A 25,646-nucleotide genomic window follows, 5' to 3' on the forward strand; every position below is an offset into this window, starting at 1 on the left:
CACCCTCCCCTCGAGGGGGAGGGATCAGGCCGCCGCTTTGAGCGACGCCTTTTGCGCGGCAAAGGCCCAGTCCAGCCAAGGCAGCAGCGCCTCGAGGTCGGAGGCCTCGACCGTCGCGCCGCACCAGATGCGCAGGCCGGGCGGTGCGTCGCGATAGGCGCCGATGTCATAGGCGACGCCTTCCTTGTCGAGCACCGAGACAATTGCCTTGGCGAACGCGGCCTGTCCGTCGGCGTCGAGTGCCGCGACATCCGGATCGGTGAAGGAAAGGCATACCGATGTGTTCGAGCGCGTCGCCGGGTCGGCTGCAAGATGGCCGAGCCAGGAAGATTTCCGGACAAAGCCATCGAGCACGGCGGCATTGGCGTCGGCACGGGCGATCAGCGCATCGAGGCCGCCGATCGACTTCGCCCAATGCAGCGCATCGAGATAGTCCTCGACGCACAGCATCGACGGCGTGTTGATAGTCTCGCCCTTGAAGATGCCCTCGATCAGCTTACCGCCGGAAGTGAGGCGGAAGATCTTCGGCAGTGGCCAGGCCGGCTTGTAGCTTTCCAGGCGTTCGACGGCGCGCGGGCTGAGGATCAGCATGCCATGCGCGCCCTCACCGCCCAGCACCTTCTGCCAGGAGAAGGTGACGACGTCGAGTTTCTGAAAATCGAGCTTTTGCGCAAAGGCCGCCGAAGTGGCGTCGCAAATGGTCAGGCCCTTGCGGGTGGCCGGGATGAAATCGCCGTTCGGCACGCGCACGCCCGACGTCGTGCCGTTCCAGGTGAAGACCACGTCGCGGTCGAAGTCTATTTTGGTCAGGTCGGGCAGTGCCCCGTAGTCGGCCTCTAACCTGCGCACATCGGCAAGCCTCAGCTGCTTGACCACATCGGTGACCCAGCCGGAGCCGAAGCTCTCCCAGGCGACCATGTCGACGCCGCGTTCGCCGAGCAGCGACCACAGCGCCATTTCGACCGCGCCGGTGTCCGAGGCCGGCACGATGCCGATGCGATAGTCTGCCGGAACCTGGAGGATTTCCCGCGTCAGATCGATCGCTTGTTCGAGCTTGGTCTTGCCGATCTTGGCACGGTGCGAGCGCCCGAGCGCGGCATTTTTGAGCGCCTCGACCGACCAGCCGGGGCGTTTTGCACAGGGACCTGAGGAAAAATTGGGATTTGCCGGACGGAATCCGGGCTTCGTATGCGTCGTCATCGTGGTCTATCCTTCCAGATAGTGGCCCCTCGTTGGGGAGGGGTGGCCCACGAACGGCGATATGCGTTCAGGCTTTCGGCGTCAAGGGGAAAGTTTTTGTCGCTGTCAGGATATTGCCAGCGCCCGGGGCAAAAATGCGAACGGCGGGCCTACGACCCGCCATTGTTAACGCCTCGGCTTCGATCGAGCCTACCAGAGGTCGTAGCGTAGTCCGACTTTGACTTGATGATTGTTGATTCCTTTGCGGATCGGAAAAGAAGTCAGGCTCTCCGCAGTCACATATTCGGCGTCTGGCGCGGAAAAATACTGATAGCCCAGATCGACTGAGACGTTCTTGGACACTTGGTAGGCAAGGCCGGCATTCAGCGTGTAGGCGAAGGAGTATTGGGTCTTGTTGTCACGCAGGACGAAATCGTCGGCGGGGTTGGCGTTGTCCGTGAAGTAGCTCGCCGAGAGGCGACGCTTGCTCTGGACGACACCGATACCAGCGCCGAGATAAGGTGTGATTCCGACATAGGTGCCAAGGTCGACATAGCCATTGAGTATGCCTGAGAAGGCATAGTTCTTCAGGGTCGCCGATGCCACCGTCGTTCCGTCGTTATAGCCGACGTCGATCTTGTTGCCGGGAAGATAGCCGACATTGAGATCGGCCCGCAGATAGTCGTTGAAATGGTAGCCGAAGCCTATGCTGGCGAAGATGGGATCTTCCTTTTCGTCGAAGCTCGCGGGCGTGAAGGCGAAATCCTCATCCTTGAAGCTCTTCTGCACCAGATAGGAGACATCGCCGCGCAGATACCATCCCGAGCCAACCTCGACCGGTACATAGTCGGGCGCCTGGTCGACATAGACCGGCGGATCGTAATCGGCGCCAAGCGCCGGCGTGAGCGGCATCAGGACGACTGCTGCAAGCGCCAGCACTACAGGCGATTTGAATGTCATGGTCCCCGGCTCCCGACTTGGCGCATTCGCGATCGCGCGCGCCGTTTCAGAGAGCATTGTTAACCATAGTGGTTAAGTGCGGGTTAAGGATAACAGGCGTTAGCAATTGATTTGATCCGTTTTCGCTCCTCGAGCTGGACGGTATTACAGAGCAACGCAGCATCTTTAGGCAGCCAAACGAAACCGCCCGGCAGAAGCCGGGCGGTCGACGAATTCTTCGATTTCGAAGCGACTACTTGGTGTAGACGGGCTCGGGTTCCGGAACATAGGGCTCCGGGGGCGGAGCACAGTCCGACCTGCCGAACTGGTAGCGCAGGCCGCCGCGCACTTCGTGCACGTTGATGCCTCGGTCATAACCTGGGCCGACATTGCTATCCGAAGCATATTCGAACATCTTGCCGCCGTTGATGTGGCTGAAGCGGTAGCCGACATCGAGCTTTACGCGGTCGGTCAGGCAGTAGGATGCGCCCGCCATCGCAGCATATGCAAAACGCCAGCCCTTACCGCCATGATGCTCGAACTCGCCGTCGTCATCGACGTTGTGCAGTTCATCCCACTTGACCCAGGCGCCGCCGATGCCCGCTCCGACATAAGGTGTGACGCCATGCCAGGTGCCGATATCGACATAGGCGTTGGCCAAGAGCAGCAGCGCCGAATAGGACGAGGTGTCGACGGATGTGCAAGGGGTTTGTAATACGCCGCAGAAGCCGTTGGTCGAGCCGCGGAATTTGGATTTGCTCATCCAGTCCAAGGTGAGATCGGTACGGAAATGCTCGTCGATCTGGTAACCAACACCGGCGCCGGCCGAGAAGGCGCCATCCAGCTTGCCTGTATCGAACTTGCCGGGATTCTGGGGCGCTACACCGTAGGTGATATAGTCGCCACCGCGAAACTTCGACCAGTGATAGTCGATATCGCCGCGGATATACCAGCCGCCATACTCGGCCGGCGGCTCGTAGGCGATCGGTGGCGGCGCCTCCTCGACCACCGGCGGCTCGACGAAATCGGCGGCGAATGCCGGCCCGACGCCGGCAAACAGCGCGGCCAGGAGAGCCATTCTTGCTGTGTTGAACATGCTTATCACCCCTGAGAACCCTCGAACGGCGAACGCGCCCGAAATATGATTGACCTCAGTTGTGGATAATGAATCGGAAAGGTTAAAAGGCGTTTAACCGTATCGATTAACCACGAATCTCTAAAATCCGAGGATTCTGGCGGCCGTTGCTGTTGCAGGACTGACAGGCGATCCAACAAAAAGCCCGCCGGCAAGGCGGGCTTTTTGAACTGATATTGGAGGGAGATCAGGCGGCGCTGCGCGTTTCCGAAATGACCTCGACGATGTCGTTGACCACGGACTCGACAAGCTGCGGGTCGTCGCCCTCCGCCATGACACGGATGAGCGGCTCCGTGCCGGATGGCCGGATGACCAAGCGCCCGGCCTTGCCGAGGCGATGGCGCGCATCTTCGATCGCTGCCTTGACCGGCGCCTCCTCCAGCGGCTTGCCGCCGGAAATATGCACGTTCTTCAACAGCTGCGGCACCGGCTCGAACTTCTTCGACAATTCGCTGACCGGCCGGTTCTGCCGCTTGATGCAGGCGAGCACCTGGAGCGCCGAGACGAGGCCGTCGCCGGTGGTCGAGAAATCGGACAGCACGATGTGGCCCGACTGTTCGCCGCCGACATTGAGCCCATGGGCACGCATGTGCTCGACGACATAGCGGTCGCCGACCTTGGTGCGATGCAACTGCAGGTTCATGTCGCCGAGGAAGCGTTCGAGGCCGAGATTGGACATCACCGTCGAGACGACCCCGCCGCCGGCCAGCCGCCCGCTCTGGTGCCAGGATTCGGCGATCAGCGCCATGATCTGGTCGCCATCGACGATCGCGCCGTTCTCGTCGACAATGACGACGCGGTCGGCATCGCCGTCGAGCGCTATGCCGATATCGGCGCGCACCTCGTGCACCTTCTTTTGCAGGCCGGCCGGATGGGTCGAGCCGCATTCCTTGTTGATGTTGAAGCCGTTGGGCTCGACATTGATGGCAACGACCTCGGCGCCGAGTTCCCATAGCGCGTCGGGCGCCACCTTGTAGGCGGCGCCATTGGCGCAATCGACGACGATGCGCAGGCCCGACAGCGACATCGAGCGCGGCAGCGTGCGCTTGGCGAATTCAATATAGCGGTCATGCACGCCGTCGACGCGTTTGGCGCGGCCGAGCCCATCAGAATCGGCAAGCGCCAGTTCGATATCCTTGTCGAGCATCCCCTCGATACGCTCCTCGATCTCATCGGACAGCTTGTAGCCATCGGGGCCGAACAGCTTGATGCCATTGTCGTAATAGGGGTTGTGCGAGGCAGAGATCATCACCCCTATATCAGCGCGCAGCGAGCGCACCAGCATTGCAACCGCTGGCGTCGGGATCGGGCCGAGCAGGAAGACATCCATGCCGGCGGCGCACAGGCCCGACACCATCGCGTTCTCGATCATGTAGCCGGAAAGCCTGGTATCCTTGCCGAGCACGACGCGGTGGCGGTGGCTGCCGCGCTGGAACGAGAGGCCGGCGGCCATGCCGACCCTCATGGCGACCTCCGCCGTCATTGGAAACTTGTTGGCGCGCCCACGAATACCGTCCGTACCGAAATAATGTCCTGCCATGCTAGCCAGCTTCCCGATGGTTCTTTCCGAGCATCTCATGCCATAAAATCGGCCGAGCTCTGTCATCACATTGTATGATTATGGACGACCAATCCTTAGAAAATTGTTGTCTTGTGTGTTTTGCGTCACGCTAATGTGTTGATTTTCAAGTTTCGAGCCCTTGTTGCGGCAGCAGCATCAGAAACGTCAACCTCAAACCTCATCTGGATCCTTTGGTTTGTGACAGTGTGGCCTTGAACCCGAATCCGCATCGCGCTGCTTCAGACAGAGATAGGCTCAGGTCCGTCGCACCCGCCGATTTGACTGGCTGTCATGCGACGCAGTGTACTCGCTGGGAACGAGCCATATGCGCGCTCTCCGTGCAATGCACCCGGACGAACTTGGCTGGGAAACAGTCCCGGCAACGAATTCATCACCTTAAAGAAAAGAATGCACTTCTAAATTGTCTCTACGCTACTTAGCATCTGGCGCAACCAGCCGTTGAGCGCTATTGCTGCACTGGGACATATCATGAACCGCCATAGGGAGAAAACGCATGCTCATCCATCGACTTGCCACTTTGACGGGCCTTGCCGTCGCGACCTTATTCCTGGCGGCGCCTGCCAATGCGCTGACCATGGCCGAGTGCAGCACCAAGTATAACGCGGCCAAGGATGCGGGAACGCTTGGCGGGCAGAACTGGAACCAGTTCCGCAAGGCCCAATGCGGCACCGATGCCACCGCCGCTACGACCGATCCCGCCCCAGCCAAAGCCACGGCCAAGGCCGCCGACACCACCAAGGCAGCCGCCGGCGACGATGCGGCGCCTGGGCTGACGGCGAAGGAGTGCAGCACCAAGTACCAAGCGGCAAAAGCCGCCGGCACGCTGAACGGCATGAAGTGGAACGATTTCCGCAAGACCCAGTGCGCCGCCGACGCGACGGCAGCCGCACAACCCGCCGCCACGACCAAGGCTGCGGCAGCCACCGCCGACGACGCTGCGCCGGGCCTGACGGCCAAGGAATGCAGCACCAAATACCAGGCCGCCAAGGCTGCCGGCACGCTCAACGGCATGAAATGGAACGATTTCCGCAAGAGTGAATGCGCCGCCGGCGCAACTGCAGCGGCACAACCTGCCGCGGCACCTGCCAAGGCGACGACAGCTGCCGCGACCGATACCGGCAAAGGCCTCAGCATGGCTGATTGCAGCGCCAAATATCAGGCCGCCAAGTCCGGCAATACTTTGAACGGCATGAAGTGGAACGACTTCCGCAAGAGCCAATGCGGCGCCGGCGCAGCCGACGACGACGACACCCTGCCGGCTCCCGATGCGAAGTACACCGGCGATCCGCAAGCGCCGACCATCACCGCCCCCCAGGGCGTGAAATTCCCGACGGCGATCTCCAAGAAATACGCTACCGAGACCCCGGCCAAGGGCCGCATGCACACCTGCCTCGACCTGTATTACGCCAACAAGGACGCCAACACGCTGGGCGGCCTCAGGTGGATCCAGAAGGGCGGCGGCTTCTACAGCCTCTGCAACGCCAAGCTGAAGAGCTGACCAGCGCCATCATCCGACGACATGAGCCCGCGAGCCGCAAGGTTCGCGGGCTTTTTTGTTGCTGCATGCTGCCGCGCGTTCCGAAGAGGCGGCATCCGCGCGCAGTCGGCCGCCGCTCTAGCGATCTCCCCCCTCGTGGGGGAGATGTCCGGCAGGACCCGGCAGGACAGAGAGGGGCGCTGTCCCGCCGACATCGATGGTCGGCAGCACGCGCCACGTTTGGTCGAAGGAGCCTGAAACAAACCCGCCTCGGCGGGCGGGTCGTTGGAGCCAATTGGCACCATACGCAAATTAGTAGCATAGCTGCCGGCACAAAGCAAGAACAAAATGTGGCGCCGTCGGCAAAAAACTGCGAATTTCCTTCACCGGCGCGCCTTGTCGATCTTCCCGAAGTCGTCGAGGACGATAGAAGGCCGCGTTCCCCCGCGCCCCTCTCTGTCCTGCCGGACATCTCCCCCACGAGGGGGGAGATTGGCCGTCACCGTCACTTTCACCAATTTCCAGCGATGCAGGAAGGGTCGCATTCCCCAAAGAAAACGCCGCGGTCAGAGCCGCGGCGTTTCGAAGTCGATCTCTCCTGGGCCGGAGCCTAGCTTGACGGCTGGGGTTCCATGCCGCCTTCGGGCTCGGGGCCCTTCTTGCGGCGGCCGGACTTCGGCACGGCCGAGCCGCGGCTCGGCGGTGTGTCGTCGCCGAGGTCGCGTGCGGGCTTATTGCCGGCGATCAGCTGCTTGATCTCCTCGCCGGACAGCGTCTCGTATTCGAGCAGGCCTTGCGCCAGCGCGATCCATTCCTTCTTCTTCTTGGTCAGGATGGACCTTGCCGTCGAATAGGCCTCGTCGATCAGCCGGCGCACTTCGGCGTCGATGATCTGCGCCGTCTCTTCCGAGATATTCTGCGTGCGCGCCACCGAATGGCCGAGGAACACCTCCTCCTGGTTGTCGCCATAGGCGACATGGCCGAGCTTGTCGGAGAAGCCCCAGCGCGTCACCATGGCGCGCGCCAGCTTGGTCGCCTGCTCGATATCGGAGGAGGCGCCTGAGGTGATGTTCTCCTTGCCGAACTTGAACTCCTCGGCGACACGGCCGCCCATCATGATGGCGAGGCGCGAGATCATGTATTTGTAGCTCATCGAATAGCGGTCGCCTTCCGGCAGCTGCATGACCATGCCGAGTGCCCGGCCGCGCGGGATGATGGTCGCCTTGTGCAGCGGATCGGCCGACGGCACATTGAGCGCCAGGATGGCGTGGCCGGCCTCGTGATAGGCTGTCAGCTCCTTCTCAGCCTGCGTCATCGCCGACGAGCGGCGCTCGGCGCCCATCATGATCTTGTCCTTGGCGTCCTCGAATTCGGCCATGGTGACGAGGCGTTTGTTGCGCCGCGCCGCCATCAGGGCGGACTCGTTGACCAGGTTCATCAGGTCGGCGCCGGAAAAGCCCGGCGTGCCGCGTGCGATCACCTTGAGGTCGACATTGGGCGCCAGCGGCACATTGCGCACATGCACCTTCAGGATCTTCTCGCGGCCGACGATGTCGGGATTCGGCACCACCACCTGGCGATCGAAGCGGCCCGGCCTGAGCAGCGCCGGATCGAGCACGTCGGGCCGGTTGGTAGCGGCGATCAGGATGATGCTTTCGTTGGATTCGAAGCCATCCATCTCGACCAGCAGCTGGTTCAGTGTCTGCTCGCGCTCGTCATTGCCGCCGCCGAGGCCGGCACCGCGATGACGGCCGACGGCGTCGATTTCGTCGATGAAGATGATGCAAGGGGCGTTCTTCTTGGCCTGGTCGAACATGTCGCGGACGCGGCTTGCGCCGACGCCGACGAACATCTCGACGAAGTCCGAGCCGGAAATGGTGAAGAACGGCACGTTGGCTTCACCGGCGACCGAGCGGGCGAGCAGCGTCTTGCCGGTTCCGGGAGGACCGACGAGCAGCACGCCGCGCGGGATCTTGCCGCCGAGCCGCTGGAATTTCTGCGGGTCGCGCAGGAACTCGACGATCTCTTCCAGATCTTCCTTGGCTTCGTCGACGCCGGCGACGTCCTGGAAGGTGACGCGGCCATGCGCTTCGGTCAACAGCTTCGCCTTCGACTTGCCGAAGCCCATGGCGCGGCCGGAACCGGACTGCATCTGGCGCATGAAGAATATCCAGACGCCGAGGATGAGGATCATCGGCAGCCAGGAGATCAGGGTGCCGAACAGCGAATTGGAGCCGTCGGATTCAGGACGCGCATTAATGGTGACGTTCTTGTCCTGCAACCGCGAAACCAGTGACGGGTCCCCAGGCGAATAGGTCTGGAAGCCGTTGGAGCTGTCCGTGTAGTTGCCGGAGATACGGGCGCCGGCGATGGTCACCGACTTGATCCGTCCCGCCGCGACCTCCTGTAGGAACTGCGAATAGGGGACATCGCTCGAGGCTCCACGCGTCTGCGGCGTCTGGAAAAGATTGAAGAGAGCGATGAGCAGGACCGCTATGATCGCCCAGAGCGCGAGATTGCGATAATTTGGATTCATCAATTGTCCCGTTGGCGCCCGCTGGGCGGACGCACGTCGTGAGAGGAAACTTGGCCCTAACATAGGGAGAGCGTCTCCCCTTGCCAAGCATAACAGCAGGTCTCGGTTAAGCTTTCGCCCGTGGTAGGCCGGCACTGTGGCCGCCGAATGGCGCGGCTGGAACCGGCGCCGCGCCAAGCAACGCGGCGACGGCATCGGCCGGCGCCAGATCGAAGGACGGCAGGAAACGGGCGAAGGGCGCGACTGCCGGATATGCGGCGACCGCCGCCGGCATCGGGCTTTCCTCAGGCAAACCCGGGCCTTGCCCAGGCAGACCAAGGCATTCGCCATCCCGCCATAGCGCTGGTTCGGCGGCCAAGGCGGCACGCACAAGGCTTGCCGGCGTGCCATGCCCGGTAATTGCCCGCTTTGCGGCAAGAGCCACCCCGAGCGGGGCAACCAACAGCGGCGCGATCAACAACGCACCTGAACTGTCGCTCAATGTGATCCGTCTGCGGCCGTCCCAAAGGGCATTGTCGGAAACCGCAACAGCGGGCGGCAGATCGCGCAACTCACGATGCAGAAAGATGCCGGTACGCCGGGCATCGACCACGCTCCGCGACAATGTGGCACAAAGCGCCCCGGCCCGGAGCCGGCCGAAAAGGGCTTCGCTGCGGGCCTGGTCGGGAAGGAAGGCGGTACCGCCGGTCGCCGCCAGCAGGATGCGCAGCGCATAAATAGCCGCCCGGCTGTCGGCGCCCGTCGCAAAATCCCGGTCGAGGCGGACGAGGCCGGCGGCTGGCCTCGAGGCCAAGCCGCGGATCAGCATGGCCGCGCGCTGTCCTAACTGCTCACGCTCGACCGCCGCCTTTCTGGCCAGCGCCATCGTTTCAGCCATGCGAAGCGCATCGTCGCCTTCAACAAGTGCTGCGCGGACGCGCGGGCGCTCGAAAGCAGTGTCGGCATTGGTCGGGTCCTCGACCCAAGCGACCTGTTCGCGCCGGAGGAATTCGCGCAGCGCCGCACGCCGCACGCCGAGCAGCGGCCGCACGATCCAGTACCGCCAGTCGTAGAGGGTTGCCGGCGCCATGCCGGCAAGGCCCCGCGGCCTCTCCTCACTTGGCACCTCGTCACGCGCTTGCCGCATCAGCACGGTCTCGGCCTGGTCGTCGGCGGTGTGGCCGGTCAGGATCAGCCCGAGGCCTGCCGCTTCGGCGGCCTCGGCGAGCAGCCGGTATCGGGCTTCGCGCGCGGCGGCGGGCAGGCCGGTCGCTGGTTTGTGCCCCGACCAGACGACGATGCGATGGGCAATGCCGCGCGCCGCGCACAGCCTGGCCACGGCTTGCGCTTCCGCTGCCGCTTGCGGCCGCAATTGGTGATCGATCGTCACCGCCAGCAATTTCGTTGCCGGCGCGGTACGGTCGAGATGGGCTTTGAGGAGGAGGAGAAGGGCGGTCGAGTCGCTGCCGCCGGACACGGCCACAACAGCGCCGTTGGAAAAGTCGATCCGCGAAAAATCCGAAAGATCAGGCTCGGTGTCGAGCGTCATGCATGTCGCCCAAAAGTGGGCCCGGTTTTGGGGCAACGACGTGCAACAGAAAAACTAGCACGCCGCGAGTGCCCTTTCCTGCTTGACCCGCTCCTTGAGCGCGCCGGAAATATCGGGATAGCGCTTGCCGATCTCGCTGAAGGTGGCGCAGGCCACGTCGCGCTGCTTCAGCCCGACCAGTGAAACGCCGAGTTTCAGCAGCATGTCGGGCGCTTTCTTGGCCTTGGGATAGTCCTTGCTGGCAGCGAGGAAAATCTCGGCCGCATCGCGGTATTTCTGCTGGCCGAGCAGCGATTCACCGAGCCAGTAATGCGCGTCCGCCGCCTTGGCGTCCCGGGGAAAACGGGCGATATGGTCGCGGAAACCCTGTTCGGCGGTGCTGTAGTCGCCCGACAGGATGAACTGGTAAGAGTTGCGGTAAAGCTCCTCCGGGTCGTTGGTCGAGGGGAGTGCCGCGACCACCGTATCGTCGGATTTGCCGGCCTTGTTGCCGGCTGCGTTGGCGCCGTTGGCTGGGGCCGTATTCTGCTCCGGCGCGTTCGCCTGCGCATTGCCGTCGGCTTCGACGACATTGCCGTTTTTGTCGACGGTGATGGTGCCGAACGTCTTGGGCGGCGCGCCGGGGATCAGCTTGCCGGGATCGCCGTTGGGCGATTCGACGATGACGTCCTCGACGCTCTTGTCGCCGGCTGGCGGCGTGTCGGCAGCGGCCGGAGCCTGCGTTGCCGGCGCCTCCGCCACGTTACTGTCGCCGTTGGGGTTGTCGCTGTTGGGCGCCGCCTCGGACTTCTTCTGCTCGGTCGGCTGCTGCGCGCCTTGCGGACCGCCTTCCAACTGCTGGAAGCGGAATTCGTTGTCTTCCTGCTGCTTGCGGATCTGCTCCTGCATCTGCAGGACCTGGAAGTTGAGTTCCTCGATCTTGCCGTTCATCTGCCGGAGCTGTTCCTCCAGCGCCGGAGTGCCGGTGCCATCCTGTTGCGCGAGTTGAACCTGATCCGGCTTTTTCTTTTCACCGAAAATGCCGGGCAGTTTGATCGTCGGCAGATGGAAGGAAAAGCCGCTTTCCGATGACTGCTCGGTGCTGCTTGCCCCGTCAGCAAGTGCCGCGATACTTGATACGAGCAGCAGCGCAAGCGTGCCGCTCAAGACCGATCTGAAATGCATGTGCCTCTCGCCGTGAAACCGTTGTTGCGCGCCTCTCACTCGAAGTAGACCAGCCAACTGGGACTAGCCAGACGCTCTCGGCTCTTAACAGGACGTGAGACTTCGGCCAAATTTTGTTTGGAGCGGGCAGATATGAAAAAGGCGGCCCTTTGGCCGCCTTTCGCACCAAGTGTTGCATTTATGCCGATCAGGAGCCGGCGCCGCCCAGCGTGGTGACGGCGCGGCGGTTCTGCGACCAGCAGGAGATGTCGTCGCAAACCGCGACCGGACGCTCCTTGCCGTAGGAAATGGTCTTCAGGCGCTGCGCCGAAACGCCCTTGGCGACCAGGAAGTCGCGCGTGGCGGCAGCACGGCGGGCGCCGAGCGCCAGATTGTATTCGCGTGTGCCGCGCTCGTCGGCATGGCCTTCGATGACGATGGCATACTGCTTGTACTGGTTCAGCCACTGCGCCTGGCGCGACAGCGTCGTCTGCGCATCGGCGCGGATCGAGGACGAATCGGTATCGAAGAAGATGCGGTCGCCGATGTTGACGGTAAAGTCCTGGGCCGACCCGGGCGTTGCCGCGCCGGCGCCGTTGAGGCCGAGATCGGCGGCGCTGTTCGGCGTCTTCTTCGAGGCGCAACCGGTGATCGCGAGCATCGCGACCAGCGCGATCATGACCGGGTTTGTGGTAAGTGCTGCGATACGGCCCATGCCGCCTCTCCTTCGCAATTCGAGTGATTTCATTGATCGTCCAGTAACCACGTTTGGGTTAACCGGCGCTCAAGAAACACGGTTAAAATTTGGTTTCGGCTGCCGTCCACAACCGTTCTGCCGAGGGCTACTCAAGGGCGACAATGAGCGCGGACCGTAGGCGGAAATGCGGCCAAAACATGAAAAAGAGGGAATTGAAGAATTGAAGAGTTGAGGAATTGAGGAAAGAGATCACCTCAGCTTCTCTCTGAGATTGACCAGCATTCCGTAGATGCGGGCATAGGATTGCAACCAGTCGTCGCGTTGCACCTGTGTGATATACTCGAGGTCGAACGCATACGAAATCCACGTCTCCACTTCACTGCATGACCCTATGGCCATCGAAATGAAGCGTGCGAATTCGGGCTTGGAGCGGGTCTGTTTGGCAAAACCCTCAGCCAAATTGGCGCAGATCGCCTTGCTGGAACGACGTAGTTGATCGGCGAGCGCGTATTGCTCCATTTTCGGAAAAGCAAGCGTGGCTCTGTGTACCCCAAGGGAAACCGCATAGGCGCGCTTATAGACTTCCAAATCCCTCGCGTGCTCGATGTAGGCCCCTGGCTTCTCCATTCTTCAGTTCTTCAACTCGTCAGTTCGTCAATTCCTCAGTTCCTCTATTCGAGCAGCGGCGACCAGGCCGGATCCGAGGCGAAGTTCGCTGTCGGGATCGACTGTTCGTTGCGGCCGGTGAGGTCGACCGACACAAGTTTTGGTCCGCCATTGGAATCGCGGAAGAACATCACCACCCGGCCGTTGGGTGCCCAGGTCGGCCCTTCCTGCTGAAAGCCGGTGGACAGGATGCGCTCACCCGAACCGTCGGTGCGCATGACGCCGATCTGGAATTCGCCGCCGGTCTGCTTGGTGAAGGCGATGAGATCGCCGCGCGGCGACCACACCGGCGTCGAATAGACGCCGTCGCCGAACGAGATGCGGGTCTGGCCCGAGCCGTCGGCGCCCATCACATAGATCTGCGCCCGGCCGCCGCGGTCCGAGGTGAACACCACCTTGCTGCCGTCGGGCGAGTAGGACGGTGAGGTATCGATGGCGGTCGAATTGGTAAGCCTGGTCGTCGAGCGGCTTCTCAGGTCCATGGCGAAGATGTTGGAATTTCCGTCGTCGCGCAGAAGGCTCATGATTACTTTCTGGCCGTCCGGCGAAAAGCGCGGCGCAAACGTCATGCCGGGGAAATTGCCGACCAGCTCGCGCTGCCCCGTCTCGATCTGCAGCAGGTACACCCGCGGCTGACCGCTCTCGTAGGACATATAGGTGATTTCCTGCCGGTTCGGCGAGAAGCGCGGCGTCAGCACGATCGACTTGCCGTTCGAGAGATAGCGGACGTTGGCGCCGTCCTGGTCCATGATGGCAAGCCGCTTCTTGCGCGCATTCTTGGCCCCGGACTCGTCGATGAAGACGACGCGCGTGTCGAAATAGCCCTTCTCGCCGGTCAGCCGTTCGTAGATGGCGTCGGCGATGATGTGGGCGACGCGCCTGGTATTGGCGTCGTTGGCGAAGAACTGTTCGCCCGACATCTGCTGGCCGGCAAAGGTGTCCCACAGCCGGTACTGGGCGCGGACACGGCCGTCAGCCTCCTTGCCGACACTGCCGGTGACCAGCGCCTGCGCATTGATCACCTTCCAGTCCTCGAAGCGCGGCGTGGCATCCGGGTTCGAGATCTTTTCGATGAAAGCGCTTTTGTCGATCGGCGCGAACAGGCCTGAGCGTTTCAGGTCGGCACTGACGATGCCGGAAATCTCGGCGCCGAGTGCATCGCCACCCTGGAAATCGGTGATGGCGATCGGCAACGGCTCGACATTACCCTTGTTGACGTTGAGCTCAACGAGCGCCCGCGCCGGCAAGGTGGCGGCGGCAGTCATGCCCAGCGCCATCGCTACGATCATCAGGAGCGGCTTGAGGATGGATTTCATGTCTTCTCGCTTTTCTTCGCTGACTCTGTGGGCGCCGGGCCTAAAGGCCGAGCATCTCCCTGGGGTCGAAAGTGACCCGAACGTCGGACCAGATGTCTTGCTTGCCCGCGGGAACTTGCAAGCCGGCCACATCGCATTTCTGAACCGCGCGCACTGCACTTTCGTCAAACGGGCGGTTTCCGCTCGACTTTTCAACGCTCGGCCGGCCATCCAACTTGCCGGAGGCGTCCAGATTAAACCGGACCACGACGACGAAATTTTCCGAGCCCTCGAGCCCTGCCGGAAGCGTCCAGCAACCACCAAGCTGGGCTTCCAATGCCCCCTGCTCCGATTTCGAAAGCTTCTGGCCCTGATCCTTGTCGCCGCCGAGCGATGCTTGCTGGGTCGAGCGTTTGGCGCCGCCGCCGGACGGCTTCCGCTTGTCGAGCAGAGCCGAAATCTCGTCGGCGTTGAACTGCTTGTCTTCAGATTTCGGCCTGGACGAGGCTTCCTTGACCGGCTTGTCGGCATCCTTGCGCTCGGGCGCCTTGGCGCTTTCGGCCTGGGCCGGCTGCGGCTTCGGCCGAGCCTCGGGTGCTGGCGCCGAGTCCGGAAGCTGCGCCTCCTCGGTTGGCGGTTGCTTGGCAATCGCCTCGGCGACGGCATCCGGCTTGACCTCGGGCTGCGGATCGATCGCGGCAGTCTTGTCCTGCGGCGGCGTGGGCGTCGGCTTCTTGGCCGGCGTCGGCTTGGGCTCGGTCTGCTTGACCGGTTCGGGCTTGACCTCTTCCTTCGGCTGCGGCACCGGCGCTACCTCCGTAGCGGGAATAGGCTTCGGCTCTTCCTTCGGCTTCGGCACGTCCTCGGGCTTGAGCTTTTCGACCGGCGTCGGCGCTGGTGGCGGAGCCGCCGTCATATCGACTGGCTGGGGCTTGGGCTCCGGTGTCGGCGGCTTGTCGGTGTCGACGCTGTTATCGCCGATTTTCTGGGCGTCGGGAACGATGTCGGGACGCTGCGTCGGCAGCGGCGCCGGCTTGTCGTGCATCACCGCCTTCTTGTCGCCTTGCAGGACCTGTGCCGTCGCTTCCATCGGCACAATCTCGACCGACACCGATTCCGCATCGGACGCAGGCATCGCGGGCGGCGAGGACAAGGTGAACAGCCCGAAGGCAATCGCCACCGTATGCAAGATCACCGATGTGGTGAGGCCGGTCCTCATCTTGCGTCTACTGATCCTGTTCCTGCAGTGAAACCAGGCCGATATTCTTGTAGCCGGCAGCCGAGATGCGGGCCATCACCTTCATGGCCGTGCCGTAATCCGTCGCCTTGTCACCCCTGATGAAAATGCGCTCGTCATAGCCCGTCTTCGAGATCGCTTGCAGCTTGGCCACCAGCTCCTCGATCGGGATCTCGGTTTCCTGGAGGTAAATCTGACCGGCCGGGTTGATGGACACGGTTATAGGCTGCGTATCGGCGTTCATCGCCTTGGCCTGCGTATCCGGCAGCTCGATCGGCACGCCGACCGTCAGCAAGGGTGCTGCGACCATGAAGATGATCAGCAGCACCAGCATCACGTCGACCATCGGCGTGACGTTGATCTCCGATATCAAGGCGTGATGGCGGCCGCGCCGCCTGTGGCCGCGCCCGCCGCGTCCTCCGCCACCTGCGCTTACGGACATTCCCATGATGGTTCCTCAGGCCTTCTGCGCGACTTTTTCATCGATTTGGCGCGAGAGTATGGCGGAGAACTCATCCGCGAAGCCTTCCATGCGCACCGCGATCTTGCTCGCGTCGGACGACAGCTTGTTGTAAGCGATGACGGCAGGGATGGCGGCGAGCAGGCCGATGGCCGTCGCCAGCAGCGCCTCGGCGATGCCGGGCGCGACCACCGACAGGCTGGTGTTCTTCGAGGCGGCGATCGCCTGGAACGAGGTCATGATGCCGATAACCGTGCCGAACAGGCCGATGAAGGGCGCCGCCGAGCCGGTGGTGGCGAGAAAGCCGAGCCGCCCTTCGAGCTTTTCCATCTCGCGGGTCAGCGCCAGATCCATAGCCTTGTCGATGCGGGTCTGCAGGCCGAGCGGCGATTTCGCGCCCTTCTCGAAGCTCTTCTTCCATTCGCGCATGGCGGCGACGAAGATCGCGCTCATTCCGGTCGTCTTGCGGTCGGCGAGCGTGCGGTAAAGCTCTTCCAGCGACTGTCCCGACCAGAACACCTGTTCGAAGCGGTTGAGCGCCAGCCGCATGCGGGCATAGGCGACGAGCTTGTCGACGATGATCGCCCAGGTCCAGATCGAGGCGCAGAGCAACCCGATCATGACCAGCTTGACCACCCAACCGGCCTGCATGAACAAGGCCCAAATCGATAAATGCGCGCCCGGGTCGGCGAGAGCGATGTTTTCCATGTTACGTCCTTAAAGATTTTCCGGGCGTGGCTGGCGGCTGGCCCATGGGCATCCCTTGTGGTCCGTTCGCGTGGAGCTTGCGGAATAACCCAAATGCACCGTTGGCGGCCTTTTCGGGGCAAATATTGGTGAAAGGAAGGCGCTTGGATTCTCCCAATCTTAACCAATCCCTTCATGGACCGTTATGGTTAAGGATGGGTTAGGACGTATAGCGCGGCGCATTGCCGCGCCCCGGCGCGCTGCCCGGCGATCGTAGCCCCTAACCGGGAGCTCCGGGATCGTCCGCCTCTGAACCTCTATTTGCGCGTTCTGGGCATGAAGGCTGCGATCCAGTCCTTGGGAAAGCGCCGCGGCCGGCCGTTGTCGCCGACGATCGCCGCTTCGACCCGCGCCTCGACCAGCACTTCGCTGCCGCGCTTCAATTGCTGCGCCATGACGATGCGCGCACCGGAAATCTCGTCGGTGCGCGTATCGATGGTCAGGATGTCATCCATGCGGGCCGGACCGCGGAAATCGATTTCCATACGCCGCACCACCCAGACTATTTTCTCGCCATGTTTGCCCTCGGCAAGCTCGGTGTGGTGGACGCCCGCCAGCCGCAGATAGTCGGAACGGCCGCGCTCGAAGAATTCGAGATAGCGCGCGTGGTAGACGACGCCGGAAAAATCGGTATCGGCATAATAGACCCGCGCCATCAATCGATGGCCGAATTCCGTCAGCGCGCCGGAAAGCCCGGCGGACAATGCCGATTCACCGTGATCGTCCATTGTGCTGTCCTTATTGCCCGACGGGCACGTGTTTTTGGCACCACCTGTTTTGCGCATAGACCGGCGATGATCAAGACCTGGAGGGCGGAGCTGTTCTCGCTGGCGGCGTTGCTGTTTCCGGGACTATCGGCAACGAAGCCGCAAGCGCTATGGCTCTTCCTGGAACAGGCTGATCTGCTGCTGCGCCAGGTCCTTCGGCGCGTCGAGGCCGAGATGCCGCCAGGCATTGGCCGCCAGCACGCGGCCGCGCGGCGTGCGCATGATGAAGCCCTGCTGGATCAGAAAGGGTTCGATGATGTCCTCGATGGCATCGCGTGGTTCGGAAAGCCCGGCCGCTATGGTTTCGATGCCGACCGGCCCACCGCCGAAATTCCGGGCGATCATCGACAAATAGCGGCGGTCGAGCGCGTCGAGGCCGAGCCCGTCGACCTCCAGCCGCGTCAGCGCCTCATCAGCGATCTTGCGGTCGACATGGCCGTCGCCGGCAACGCTGGCAAAGTCGCGCACCCGGCGCAACAGCCGACCGGCGATGCGCGGCGTGCCGCGCGCCCGCCGGGCGATCTCCAAAGCACCGTCGTCACCGAGCGGCATGGCAAGGATGCGGGCGCCGCGCCGCACGATCTGCTCGAGTTCCTCGACGGAATAGAAATTGAGCCTGACCGGGATGCCGAAGCGGTCGCGCAGCGGGTTGGTCAACAGGCCGAGCCGGGTGGTGGCGGCGACGAGGGTGAAGCGGGCCAGGTCGATCTTGACCGAGCGCGCCGCTGGCCCCTCGCCGATGATCAGGTCGAGCTGGAAATCCTCCATCGCCGGATAGAGGATTTCCTCTACCGCTGGGTTGAGCCGGTGGATCTCGTCGATGAACAGCACGTCACGGTCTTCGAGGTTGGTCAGCAGCGCCGCGAGATCGCCGGCCTTGGCGATGACCGGACCCGAGGTCGAGCGGAAATTGACGCCGAGCTCGCGCGCCATGATCTGCGCCAGCGTCGTCTTGCCGAGGCCGGGCGGCCCGACGAACAGCACATGGTCGAGCGCTTCGCTGCGGCCCTTGGCGGCTTCGATGAACACTTTGAGATTGGCCCGCACCGCAGCCTGGCCGACGAAGTCGCCGAGCGTCTGCGGCCGCAAGGTCTGCTCGGCGTCCTCGCCGCGTCTGTCGGGAGCAATGAGGCGTGGCGAAAGGCTCATGCGAGCAGTTCCATACCGGGAATGGCCTTGGCAGCGCGCTGATCGAAGGTGACCGTGTGCGTGCAACCTAATTTTCGATTGTGCTCCGCAATCAACGCGTCGGCAAAGTCGACCTGCACTGAATTCGATCGTTCGAGCGCGATGACGATGGCATCGAAGTCTTCGAACTCCAGCGTCTTGATCTTGAGCAGCCTCTGGATCGCGGCCAGCACCTGTTCCTTGGGCTGCCTGTAGCGCGAAGCCAACGACCAGCTGAATTCGACCAGCACGATCAAGCTCACGAAGCCGGGCATTTCCAGACTGAGGCCGCGGCCGAACGCAAGCGCCTTCGCCCGCTGCTCCGGATCATCGTTGAGCACCATGCGAAGCAGAAGGTTGGTATCGATGCCGATCGACGTCAAGCGGCACCCTCTTGTCCGTCATTTGGTCTATCCCCGACAACATGCCGGCCGACCGCATCCCGCATAGCGGCGTCGATTTCCTCCAGCGTAGCGGGACCGCCAGGCGGATCTCCCAAGAACCCGGCGAGGTCGGCAAATCCGAGGTTGCGCGGCGTTCCGATCAGGTAACCATCCATGACTGTCCAGGCGATCGTGTCGCCTGTCTTGAGCGACAAGGCGTCGCGGACGTCCTTTGGGATCGTGAGCTGTCCCTTGGAGGTCAGACTGGCATATGCGCCCATATTCTTACTCCTGGAGAAAATTCTTACCGATCACATAGTAGTCGGAATTTCACTTTCCAGCAACGTCTCACCGTGCCAGCTCCTTCAGCCCGAAGCGGATCAGCTTCGATGCGTCCGCTTCCTCGCCTGCCGTCTTCAGCGCCGCCGCCACCGCATTGGCGGCGGTGTCGCGCGAATAGCCGAGATTGACCAGCGCCGAGACGGCGTCTGTAATCGGCGCCGAAGCAACGCCCTCGCCGAGCTCCTGCCTCAGGCCGATGGTGCCGGAGGCAGTGCCCGCATAGGCCGGCGCCTTGTTCTTCAACTCGGTGACGATGCGCTCCGCCACCTTCTTGCCGACACCCGGCGCGCGGCTGACCATGGCGATATCGCGCAACGCAATCGCATTGGCGAGGTCGGCCGGCGCCAGCGTCGACAGGATTGCCAGCGCCACCTTGGCGCCGACGCCCTGCACATTGTTCATCAACAACCGGAACCATTCGCGCTCCAGCACCGACTGGAACCCATAGAGCCGCAGCATATCCTCGCGCACATAGGTCTCGATGAACAATATCACCGCCTCGCCGGGCGGCGGCAATGCGGCAAGCGTGCGCGCCGAGCAATAGGCGACATAGCCGACGCCATGCACGTCGACGATGCAGAAATCCTCGTCGATCTCGTCCAACGTGCCTTTTAGCTTGCCGATCATTTGAGCGTGCCGATCATGCGGGGTGGGTTTCCGGAGAGATGATATCGAGGTCCGGGAAATAGCTGCGATAGCGCGCGGCATCGCGCGTCAGCAGGCGATGCCCAGCGACAACCGCATGGGCTCCAATAAAGAAATCCGGCAGCGCTCGTTCGCGGAGGCCGCCGGCGCGGCGATAGCGGGAGTGCGTGACACCAGCGAGGAAGGCCGCTTCCCACGGCAGGAGTTCACGCTCGATCTTGAGCATGTCGGCTGCTTGGCGAAGGGCCTGCTCCGTTGCAATCAGCGGCGCGAGTTCGGACCAGACGATTGTGTTGATGACAAGCGCGCCGTCGCGCCGGCATGCGGTGATCGCCGACGCCGACCATTTCCTCTCCTGTCCGGCAGGACCCCAAACGTCGATCAGGACATTTGTGTCAATCAATGTCGAGGTCTTCACGCGGGCCCCTCAGCCATTCCACATATTCGTCCGCCGTCATGCCCCCCAGATCCAGCGTACCAGCCATACGGCCGAGCATCTGGCTGAATCTGCGCGAGGCTTCCTCCTTCGACATGTTTTCGTCGACCGCAATGACACGAGCACCGTCCTCGGTGGGGACGAACTCCACCTCCGAGCCCGGGCCGATACCCAGATGATCCCGTATTTCCTTCGGGATGGTCACTTGGCCCTTGGTGGTAACGCGCATGGTAATACCTCGTTGGTATTACTTATTGTTCACTGGAGAACAAGTCAAGAACAAACTTATTCGGCCAGCATCGCCATCCTGTAGGCGATGCTCTGCCTGTGATGCGCGTGACAGATGGCGATGGCCAGCGCATCGGCGGCGTCGTCGGTGTCGAAAGTCGCCTTCGGCATCAGCACCTTGACCATCATATGGATCTGCTTCTTGTCGCCATGGCCGACGCCGATCACCGCCTTCTTGACGGCGTTGGGCGCATATTCGGCAACGGCAAGGCCGGCGCGCGCCGGCACCAGCATGGCGATGCCGCGTGCCTGGCCGAGTTTCAGCGTCGCCGCGGCATCCTTGTTGACGAAGGTCTGCTCGACCGCCGCCTCGTGCGGCATCGTGGCATGCAGGATCTCGGCAAGCCCGTCATGCAATTGGCAAAGACGCACCGCCAGCGCCGCCTTGTCGTCGGACCGTACTGTGCCGGAAGCGACGAAGCGCAGCGAATTGCCAAGGCTTTCGACGATGCCCCAGCCGGTGCGCCTAAGCCCCGGATCGATGCCGATGATGCGAATCGCTTCCCCCATCCGCCAAGTCTACCTTCGGCGGGCAGCGATGCCAGCGAAATGTGAACAAACCAGAAACGGGGCTCGTGATGTCCACAAAGCCTCTGAGACCGTTTCGAAAGTCGCTCCGGCGAGTCATATGGTGGTGGTTTCGAGAACCGGAGCGCAGCGGACATTTGGTCCGTGAGCCCACGCGTGATCCCGAGGGGATCATGCGCAATCAAAGTGCTGCAGTGTCCTTTGCGTGTCCAAAAGGACGCGGCGCTGCAGGTAAGCGGAGAAAACGCCGCCAGATGGCCGCTGGAGTAGAGTTTCCAAACGGTCTCTCAGCCGCGGGCGAAAGCCGTGTTGAGCAACGTGATCTGGTCGGAGACCGGATTGAGGCGACGGCTCGACTGAGGCACCTCGGCGAGGCCGCCATAGATCTCCTCGTCCATGCGGCGCACCAGCGCCTGCAGGCGCAGCGAGCGGTTGACGAGGTCGACGAAATCCGTCGGCAGCTCGGCCCAGCCGGGCGCCTCGTCATGCGCGGAGGCGGTGTCGAGACGCACCTTGGATTTTTCGGAAGCCACCTGATCGCGGGTCATCTCGCCGGAATTCGCCGCCCGCTGCAAAAGCAGCCACGAGGCGACCTGCATCAGCCTGGTGGTCAGCCGCATCGACTCGGCCGCATAAAGCGTCGCCGCCAGCCTCGACAGCTTCTTGGCCTCGGCGCGGCCCTTGCCGTCGAGATATTCGGCCGCCTGCTCGACCAAGCCCATGCCTTCCTGATAGAGCGGCTTGAAGGATTGGGAGAAAACCCGGCGCTCCGCCAGCTTGATGGTGTTCGCGCTCGCCTTCGAAGGCTCGTTCATCGCTGCGCCCCTGCACTTGCCTGACAGCCGGCCGATTCGGCTCTTGGCCGCCATGTCCGGCAGCCTAAACGACTGAAGCTTGAAAATGCGCTTCGCTGCCGGCGAAGGCAAGCACATGTTTAACAAACGGTTAACGGCCGCATTTGGCCCAAGGGGCTCCATGCCGGCGAACAAAAAAAGAGCCGCGGATAAGGCGGCTCTCAGGAGTTTAACAGGGAGGCGTCAAACAAAGTGGCTCCAACCACTCGGTAAGAATCCAGATCACTGGATGGACATAGTAAACGCCTGTAAAGCTTAACAAAGCCTTAACGCAGGGCATATTTTTCGATCAAGCGCCCAGCATCTGTGCCGTAACAGCACAGATGGCCGGCTAAGCCGCCGCTCTCACCACCGGCTGGAAAGTGGGGGCGACGCGCTTGCGCCACGGTTCCTCCAGATCGTGACCGACATACCGAAACAGATCCGCTCGCCGCGCGACATCGTTCCGAAACAGGCGCCGCGCTAAACGCCCGCTCCTCGCAACGAGGCGGAGCAAAATTGCGCTCCGGCAATCATGAAAATTTCTCAAGGAGCGAACAATGGACTGGTACTCGGCCGTTAAATTTCTGCACATCGTCTCGGCGATCCTCTGGGTCGGCGGCGGCTTCACCCTGATGCTGCTTGCGGTACGCGCCGACCGCGCTGGAAACGTCGAAGGCATGTTGCAGGCGATGCGCGCCACTGGCGAGCTCGGTAACCGGTTCTTCGCGCCGATGTCGATGCTGACATTGCTCTTCGGCCTCATCATGTGCGGCTTCTGGGTCGGCTTTTCCGATTTGTGGGTGCTGATCGGCCTTGCCGGTTATGCGACGACCTTCTGCATCGGCATGTTCGTCTTCAAGCCGACTGCCGACCGCATGGCAGGCATGATCGCCAAGGATGGCGTGACGCCGGCGGTGCTTGCCCAGGGCCAGCGCGTCCTCAATGCCGCGCGCTTCGACTATTCGGTGATGCTGATGATCATCGCGGACATGGTGCTGAAGCCGACACTGCACGACATCACCATTCTTGGCTGCATGGCGTTCGTGCTGGCAACCGGCGCTGCTCTCGCGCTTGGCAGGACGCGGCCGCTGCTGCCGAGTGCCGCCTGAGGTTTAAGGAATCCGGCGGCGGCCGCCTGGGGCCGCCGTCTTACAGAAGGCCGGCGATGCCGTCCCACAGAAGCTTGACCGCGACGACCGCCACGGTCGCATAGGTGAAGGGATAGAACAGCTCCGGCCGCATCCGCCGCACCAGCCAGGCGCCGGCGATTGTCGACAGCGGCGCCAGCGGCATCAGCACCGCCGACGCGGTCAAATTGGTGGTGTCGAACTGGCCGAGCGCGAAATAGGGGATGAGCTTCAGTGCATTGGTGACGGCGAAGAAGATCGCCGCGGTGCCGGACAGCACCTTCGGATCCAGCCTGATCGGCAACGCATAGACCTGAAAAGGCGGGCCGCCGACATGGGCGACGAAGCTGGTGAACCCGGCAACGGTACCCCAGAAGCCGGCGGCAACGCGGTTGGGCTCCGCCGCGTGGCCGGCACCGTGGCGGAGTTGCAAATAGAGCCAGCGCAGCACGAAGATCAGGGCGACCGCGCCGACGATCAGCCGGACCATCTCTTCGGTTACAAGTGCCGCCGTCAGCCAGCCAAGGGCAATGCCGATCACGGCACCCGGCATCATGTCGGCCAGCATCTTGCGGTCGAAGATACCCCACCATGTCCACACCGAGACAATGTCCATCAGGCACAGAATTGGCAGAAGAATTGCGGCAGCCTGAACCGGCGGCATGGTCAGCGCCATCAATGGCACGCCGACAAAGCCGACGGCGCCGCCGAAGCCGCCTTTCGACAGGCCGACGAGGATGACGGCCGGCATGGCCGCGGCATAGAACCAGGGATCGATGAGCAGGCCTGACATGGGGAAAGGAGGCTGGAGGGAAAGTTGAACTCTGGAATAGACCAGAAATGGCCAGACCGCGACCGCAAATACGTGGGCCACGCCACCGGAGCCCGTCACATATTTGGCATGTCGAGCGGCGGCGGGCGTCTCCGGATCGGCTGCGCCTTGATGATGGCGGTGCTGGTTTCGGCCTTGTCGGCGATGCGGTCGAGAATCCCGTCGAGCTCGCCGATCGAGCGGACGAACAGCCGGGCGACGAAGCAGTCATCGCCCGTCACCTTGTCGCATTCGCCGAATTCCGGGATTTCCTCGATCAGCTTCTGGACGATGTGCAGCTTACCGGGCAACGGCCGGATGCGAACGATCGCCTGCAAGGCGTAGCCGAGCGCCTGCGGATCGATGTCGATGGTGAATGCGCGAATGACGCCGCGATCCTCAAGCCGCCGAAGCCGCTCCGAAACGCTTGGCGACGACAACCCGACCTGCAGCGCCAGTTCCTTCAGCGAGGTCCGTGAATCCCTGACCAGGATATCGAGGAGCTTTCTATCGAGCTCGTCCAGCATTTTACAATTCCAAGAAAAAGCCGATGTTTACCTAATTAAATTAGGTTCGTTCTGCATATCACCAGCTACAAGTCATGGAAAGGCCCATATCTGCCGTGGGATTATAGAATCTCAACGGGTTTCGGGAGCATCCATGGACAACACGGTACGCGGCACGATCGAAATGACTGCGGCGATGGCGATCCTCGGCACGATCGGCTGGTTCGTCGTCCTGTCCGGCCAACCCATCATGGACGTGGTGTTCTGGCGCTGCGCCTTCGGTGCGGTAACGCTGCTGGTTATCTGCACGGCGCTGGGACTGCTGCGCGGCAGGCTGTCGCTTCGCATTGTCGCGATCGCGGCTCTCGGCGGTGCTGCCATCGTTATCAACTGGCTGCTGCTGTTCAGCGCGTTTTCCCGCGCGTCGATCTCGATCGCCACGGCTGTCTACAATACGCAACCCTTCATGCTGGTCGGTTTTGGCGCGCTCTTCTTCTCCGAACGGCTGACGGTGACCAAGCTGACCTGGCTCGGCATCGCCTTCGCCGGCATGCTGCTGATCGTGCAGGCCGCGCCCGATGCAGGCGATCATGGTACGGATTACTTTACCGGCATTGCGATGGCGCTGGCCGCGGCTTTCTTCTGGGCCGTTGCGGCTATCGTCACCAAGAAGCTCAAAGGCACGCCGCCGCACCTGATCGCCCTGATCCAGGTCTGCGTCGGCGTTCTCATGCTGGCACCTTTCGCCAATCTCACCCACCTTCCCGCCGATGCGCGGAGCTGGGTCATGCTGGCGACGCTCGGCATCGTCCATACCGGCCTGATGTACATCCTCATGTACGGCGCCATCCAGAAACTGCCGACGCATCTGCAGGGGTCGCTGTCCTTCATCTATCCAGTCGTCGCCATCCTCGTCGACGTCGTCGCCTTCGGCCACCGGCTGCATCCGGCGCAGATCGCCGGCGCCGCCGCCATCCTGGTCGCCGCCGCCGGCATGAACCTCGGCTGGTCGCTTTGGAAATCGAAAGTGCCTGCGTAGAGCCCGCAAGCGACCAGGCGAGGAGAATTTCGGCCAACGGTAGTCATGCGCCGAGCCCCGATAGAGATAGTGTCCTGAAGGTTCTGCAAAAAGTTTTGGAGAGAGAACGGCGCTTGCTCTGAAGGGCGAGCGGCCATGGCACGGTGGTGA

General features: G+C 62.5%; 27 protein-coding genes. 3 read left to right on the forward strand and 24 right to left on the reverse strand.

The window, feature by feature from the left end; all coding sequences use genetic code 11:
• Window positions 1-24: 24 nt before the first annotated feature.
• The 4 genes from NKI50_RS15505 to glmM all read right to left on the reverse strand — a co-directional run bounded on the left by NKI50_RS15505 (window position 25) and on the right by glmM (window position 4,793).
• Window positions 25-1,200, reverse strand: coding sequence for a phosphoserine transaminase (locus NKI50_RS15505; RefSeq protein WP_352480910.1), 1,176 nt, complete (start codon window positions 1,198-1,200; stop codon window positions 25-27).
• Between the two features lie 189 nt (window positions 1,201-1,389).
• Window positions 1,390-2,139, reverse strand: a complete 750-nt coding sequence (locus NKI50_RS15510; RefSeq protein ID WP_352494165.1) for an outer membrane beta-barrel protein — start codon at window positions 2,137-2,139, stop codon at window positions 1,390-1,392.
• 232 nt (window positions 2,140-2,371) lie between these two features.
• Window positions 2,372-3,214, reverse strand: a complete 843-nt coding sequence (locus NKI50_RS15515; RefSeq protein ID WP_352640148.1) for an outer membrane protein — start codon at window positions 3,212-3,214, stop codon at window positions 2,372-2,374.
• A 226-nt stretch (window positions 3,215-3,440) separates the two neighbouring features.
• On the reverse strand, window positions 3,441-4,793 hold the full coding sequence (gene glmM / locus NKI50_RS15520; protein ID WP_352494163.1) for a phosphoglucosamine mutase: 1,353 nt from the start codon (window positions 4,791-4,793) through the stop codon (window positions 3,441-3,443).
• Window positions 4,794-5,667: 874 nt separating this feature from the next.
• Between glmM and NKI50_RS15525 the strand changes: the two genes are divergently transcribed.
• Window positions 5,668-6,333 carry a hypothetical protein gene (locus NKI50_RS15525; RefSeq protein WP_502896311.1) on the forward strand — a complete coding sequence of 222 codons (666 nt, stop codon included), beginning with the start codon at window positions 5,668-5,670 and terminating at the stop codon, window positions 6,331-6,333.
• A gap of 589 nt (window positions 6,334-6,922) precedes the next feature.
• Here NKI50_RS15525 and ftsH read toward each other — a convergent pair.
• The 18 genes from ftsH to rcdA form a co-directional block, all read right to left on the reverse strand.
• Complete coding sequence (gene ftsH, locus NKI50_RS15530; protein ID WP_023677989.1) at window positions 6,923-8,848, reverse strand: ATP-dependent zinc metalloprotease FtsH; 1,926 nt, start codon at window positions 8,846-8,848, stop codon at window positions 6,923-6,925.
• A 106-nt stretch (window positions 8,849-8,954) separates the two neighbouring features.
• The gene (gene tilS, locus NKI50_RS15535) at window positions 8,955-10,376 is read right to left on the reverse strand and encodes a tRNA lysidine(34) synthetase TilS (protein ID WP_352717043.1); all 1,422 of its coding nucleotides are present in this window, start codon (window positions 10,374-10,376) and stop codon (window positions 8,955-8,957) included.
• Between the two features lie 54 nt (window positions 10,377-10,430).
• Window positions 10,431-11,540, reverse strand: coding sequence for a tol-pal system protein YbgF (gene ybgF / locus NKI50_RS15540; protein WP_352717045.1), 1,110 nt, complete (start codon window positions 11,538-11,540; stop codon window positions 10,431-10,433).
• 187 nt (window positions 11,541-11,727) lie between these two features.
• Complete coding sequence (gene pal, locus NKI50_RS15545) at window positions 11,728-12,234, reverse strand: peptidoglycan-associated lipoprotein Pal (RefSeq protein ID WP_023677992.1); 507 nt, start codon at window positions 12,232-12,234, stop codon at window positions 11,728-11,730.
• 231 nt (window positions 12,235-12,465) lie between these two features.
• On the reverse strand, window positions 12,466-12,843 hold the full coding sequence (locus NKI50_RS15550; RefSeq protein WP_352480916.1) for a four helix bundle protein: 378 nt from the start codon (window positions 12,841-12,843) through the stop codon (window positions 12,466-12,468).
• A 44-nt stretch (window positions 12,844-12,887) separates the two neighbouring features.
• On the reverse strand, window positions 12,888-14,171 hold the full coding sequence (gene tolB, locus NKI50_RS15555; protein WP_502900368.1) for a Tol-Pal system beta propeller repeat protein TolB: 1,284 nt from the start codon (window positions 14,169-14,171) through the stop codon (window positions 12,888-12,890).
• Window positions 14,172-14,238: 67 nt separating this feature from the next.
• Window positions 14,239-15,396, reverse strand: coding sequence for a cell envelope integrity protein TolA (gene tolA, locus NKI50_RS15560; RefSeq protein ID WP_352640144.1), 1,158 nt, complete (start codon window positions 15,394-15,396; stop codon window positions 14,239-14,241).
• 7 nt (window positions 15,397-15,403) lie between these two features.
• Complete coding sequence (gene tolR, locus NKI50_RS15565; RefSeq protein ID WP_352640143.1) at window positions 15,404-15,862, reverse strand: protein TolR; 459 nt, start codon at window positions 15,860-15,862, stop codon at window positions 15,404-15,406.
• Window positions 15,863-15,871: 9 nt separating this feature from the next.
• Entirely contained in the window at window positions 15,872-16,582 is a 711-nt protein-coding gene (tolQ, locus tag NKI50_RS15570) for a protein TolQ (RefSeq protein WP_352489260.1), read from the reverse strand.
• 296 nt (window positions 16,583-16,878) lie between these two features.
• Complete coding sequence (gene ybgC / locus NKI50_RS15575) at window positions 16,879-17,349, reverse strand: tol-pal system-associated acyl-CoA thioesterase (RefSeq protein WP_352640142.1); 471 nt, start codon at window positions 17,347-17,349, stop codon at window positions 16,879-16,881.
• A 147-nt stretch (window positions 17,350-17,496) separates the two neighbouring features.
• Entirely contained in the window at window positions 17,497-18,537 is a 1,041-nt protein-coding gene (gene ruvB / locus NKI50_RS15580) for a Holliday junction branch migration DNA helicase RuvB (protein ID WP_352454896.1), read from the reverse strand.
• Complete coding sequence (locus tag NKI50_RS15585) at window positions 18,534-18,938, reverse strand: type II toxin-antitoxin system VapC family toxin (protein ID WP_352640141.1); 405 nt, start codon at window positions 18,936-18,938, stop codon at window positions 18,534-18,536. Before NKI50_RS15585 ends, ruvB begins: the two co-directional genes overlap by 4 nt.
• Window positions 18,935-19,219: an AbrB/MazE/SpoVT family DNA-binding domain-containing protein gene (locus NKI50_RS15590; RefSeq protein ID WP_352717049.1), complete on the reverse strand. Its 285-nt coding sequence runs from the start codon at window positions 19,217-19,219 to the stop codon at window positions 18,935-18,937. Before NKI50_RS15590 ends, NKI50_RS15585 begins: the two co-directional genes overlap by 4 nt.
• A gap of 67 nt (window positions 19,220-19,286) precedes the next feature.
• The gene (gene ruvA / locus NKI50_RS15595) at window positions 19,287-19,907 is read right to left on the reverse strand and encodes a Holliday junction branch migration protein RuvA (protein ID WP_352494155.1); all 621 of its coding nucleotides are present in this window, start codon (window positions 19,905-19,907) and stop codon (window positions 19,287-19,289) included.
• Window positions 19,908-19,920: 13 nt separating this feature from the next.
• Window positions 19,921-20,343, reverse strand: a complete 423-nt coding sequence (locus NKI50_RS15600; RefSeq protein WP_352640139.1) for a type II toxin-antitoxin system VapC family toxin — start codon at window positions 20,341-20,343, stop codon at window positions 19,921-19,923.
• A complete protein-coding gene (locus NKI50_RS15605; protein ID WP_023719615.1) occupies window positions 20,321-20,590 on the reverse strand; it encodes an AbrB/MazE/SpoVT family DNA-binding domain-containing protein in 270 nt (89 codons plus the stop codon). The genes NKI50_RS15600 and NKI50_RS15605 overlap by 23 nt, the downstream gene beginning before the upstream one ends.
• 56 nt (window positions 20,591-20,646) lie before the next feature.
• On the reverse strand, window positions 20,647-21,159 hold the full coding sequence (gene ruvC, locus NKI50_RS15610; RefSeq protein WP_352480921.1) for a crossover junction endodeoxyribonuclease RuvC: 513 nt from the start codon (window positions 21,157-21,159) through the stop codon (window positions 20,647-20,649).
• A gap of 305 nt (window positions 21,160-21,464) precedes the next feature.
• Window positions 21,465-21,992, reverse strand: coding sequence for a protease adaptor protein RcdA (gene rcdA / locus NKI50_RS15615; protein WP_023719617.1), 528 nt, complete (start codon window positions 21,990-21,992; stop codon window positions 21,465-21,467).
• Between the two features lie 578 nt (window positions 21,993-22,570).
• Between rcdA and NKI50_RS15620 the strand changes: the two genes are divergently transcribed.
• Window positions 22,571-23,122 carry a DUF2269 family protein gene (locus NKI50_RS15620; protein WP_023719618.1) on the forward strand — a complete coding sequence of 184 codons (552 nt, stop codon included), beginning with the start codon at window positions 22,571-22,573 and terminating at the stop codon, window positions 23,120-23,122.
• 40 nt (window positions 23,123-23,162) lie between these two features.
• Here the strand turns inward: NKI50_RS15620 and NKI50_RS15625 are convergent, their stop codons facing one another.
• Together NKI50_RS15625 and NKI50_RS15630 are read right to left on the reverse strand one after the other, a co-directional pair.
• The gene (locus tag NKI50_RS15625; RefSeq protein WP_023719619.1) at window positions 23,163-23,933 is read right to left on the reverse strand and encodes a sulfite exporter TauE/SafE family protein; all 771 of its coding nucleotides are present in this window, start codon (window positions 23,931-23,933) and stop codon (window positions 23,163-23,165) included.
• A gap of 95 nt (window positions 23,934-24,028) precedes the next feature.
• Window positions 24,029-24,478, reverse strand: coding sequence for an Lrp/AsnC family transcriptional regulator (locus tag NKI50_RS15630; protein WP_023719620.1), 450 nt, complete (start codon window positions 24,476-24,478; stop codon window positions 24,029-24,031).
• A gap of 133 nt (window positions 24,479-24,611) precedes the next feature.
• On the opposite strand from NKI50_RS15630, the gene NKI50_RS15635 reads away from it, so the two are divergent.
• Window positions 24,612-25,496, forward strand: coding sequence for a DMT family transporter (locus NKI50_RS15635; RefSeq protein WP_023719621.1), 885 nt, complete (start codon window positions 24,612-24,614; stop codon window positions 25,494-25,496).
• The last annotated feature ends 150 nt before the right edge of the window (window positions 25,497-25,646 follow it).

Origin of the sequence: Mesorhizobium sp. M0563 (assembly GCF_040321065.1) — a bacterium.
Taxonomy (GTDB): domain Bacteria; phylum Pseudomonadota; class Alphaproteobacteria; order Rhizobiales; family Rhizobiaceae; genus Mesorhizobium.

Coding starts and splice junctions, on each gene's coding strand:
- NKI50_RS15505 (WP_352480910.1), bottom strand. CDS start 1,200: ATGACGACGCATACGAAGCCCGGATTCCGTCCGGCAAATCCCAATTTT.
- NKI50_RS15510 (WP_352494165.1), bottom strand. CDS start 2,139: ATGACATTCAAATCGCCTGTAGTGCTGGCGCTTGCAGCAGTCGTCCTG.
- NKI50_RS15515 (WP_352640148.1), bottom strand. CDS start 3,214: ATGTTCAACACAGCAAGAATGGCTCTCCTGGCCGCGCTGTTTGCCGGC.
- glmM (WP_352494163.1), bottom strand. CDS start 4,793: ATGGCAGGACATTATTTCGGTACGGACGGTATTCGTGGGCGCGCCAAC.
- NKI50_RS15525 (WP_502896311.1), top strand. CDS start 5,668: ATGAAGTGGAACGATTTCCGCAAGACCCAGTGCGCCGCCGACGCGACG.
- ftsH (WP_023677989.1), bottom strand. CDS start 8,848: ATGAATCCAAATTATCGCAATCTCGCGCTCTGGGCGATCATAGCGGTC.
- tilS (WP_352717043.1), bottom strand. CDS start 10,376: ATGACGCTCGACACCGAGCCTGATCTTTCGGATTTTTCGCGGATCGAC.
- ybgF (WP_352717045.1), bottom strand. CDS start 11,540: ATGCATTTCAGATCGGTCTTGAGCGGCACGCTTGCGCTGCTGCTCGTA.
- pal (WP_023677992.1), bottom strand. CDS start 12,234: ATGGGCCGTATCGCAGCACTTACCACAAACCCGGTCATGATCGCGCTG.
- NKI50_RS15550 (WP_352480916.1), bottom strand. CDS start 12,843: ATGGAGAAGCCAGGGGCCTACATCGAGCACGCGAGGGATTTGGAAGTC.
- tolB (WP_502900368.1), bottom strand. CDS start 14,171: ATGATCGTAGCGATGGCGCTGGGCATGACTGCCGCCGCCACCTTGCCG.
- tolA (WP_352640144.1), bottom strand. CDS start 15,396: ATGAGGACCGGCCTCACCACATCGGTGATCTTGCATACGGTGGCGATT.
- tolR (WP_352640143.1), bottom strand. CDS start 15,862: ATGGGAATGTCCGTAAGCGCAGGTGGCGGAGGACGCGGCGGGCGCGGC.
- tolQ (WP_352489260.1), bottom strand. CDS start 16,582: ATGGAAAACATCGCTCTCGCCGACCCGGGCGCGCATTTATCGATTTGG.
- ybgC (WP_352640142.1), bottom strand. CDS start 17,349: ATGGACGATCACGGTGAATCGGCATTGTCCGCCGGGCTTTCCGGCGCG.
- ruvB (WP_352454896.1), bottom strand. CDS start 18,537: ATGAGCCTTTCGCCACGCCTCATTGCTCCCGACAGACGCGGCGAGGAC.
- NKI50_RS15590 (WP_352717049.1), bottom strand. CDS start 19,219: ATGGGCGCATATGCCAGTCTGACCTCCAAGGGACAGCTCACGATCCCA.
- ruvA (WP_352494155.1), bottom strand. CDS start 19,907: ATGATCGGCAAGCTAAAAGGCACGTTGGACGAGATCGACGAGGATTTC.
- NKI50_RS15605 (WP_023719615.1), bottom strand. CDS start 20,590: ATGCGCGTTACCACCAAGGGCCAAGTGACCATCCCGAAGGAAATACGG.
- ruvC (WP_352480921.1), bottom strand. CDS start 21,159: ATGGGGGAAGCGATTCGCATCATCGGCATCGATCCGGGGCTTAGGCGC.
- rcdA (WP_023719617.1), bottom strand. CDS start 21,992: ATGAACGAGCCTTCGAAGGCGAGCGCGAACACCATCAAGCTGGCGGAG.
- NKI50_RS15620 (WP_023719618.1), top strand. CDS start 22,571: ATGGACTGGTACTCGGCCGTTAAATTTCTGCACATCGTCTCGGCGATC.
- NKI50_RS15625 (WP_023719619.1), bottom strand. CDS start 23,933: ATGTCAGGCCTGCTCATCGATCCCTGGTTCTATGCCGCGGCCATGCCG.
- NKI50_RS15630 (WP_023719620.1), bottom strand. CDS start 24,478: ATGCTGGACGAGCTCGATAGAAAGCTCCTCGATATCCTGGTCAGGGAT.
- NKI50_RS15635 (WP_023719621.1), top strand. CDS start 24,612: ATGGACAACACGGTACGCGGCACGATCGAAATGACTGCGGCGATGGCG.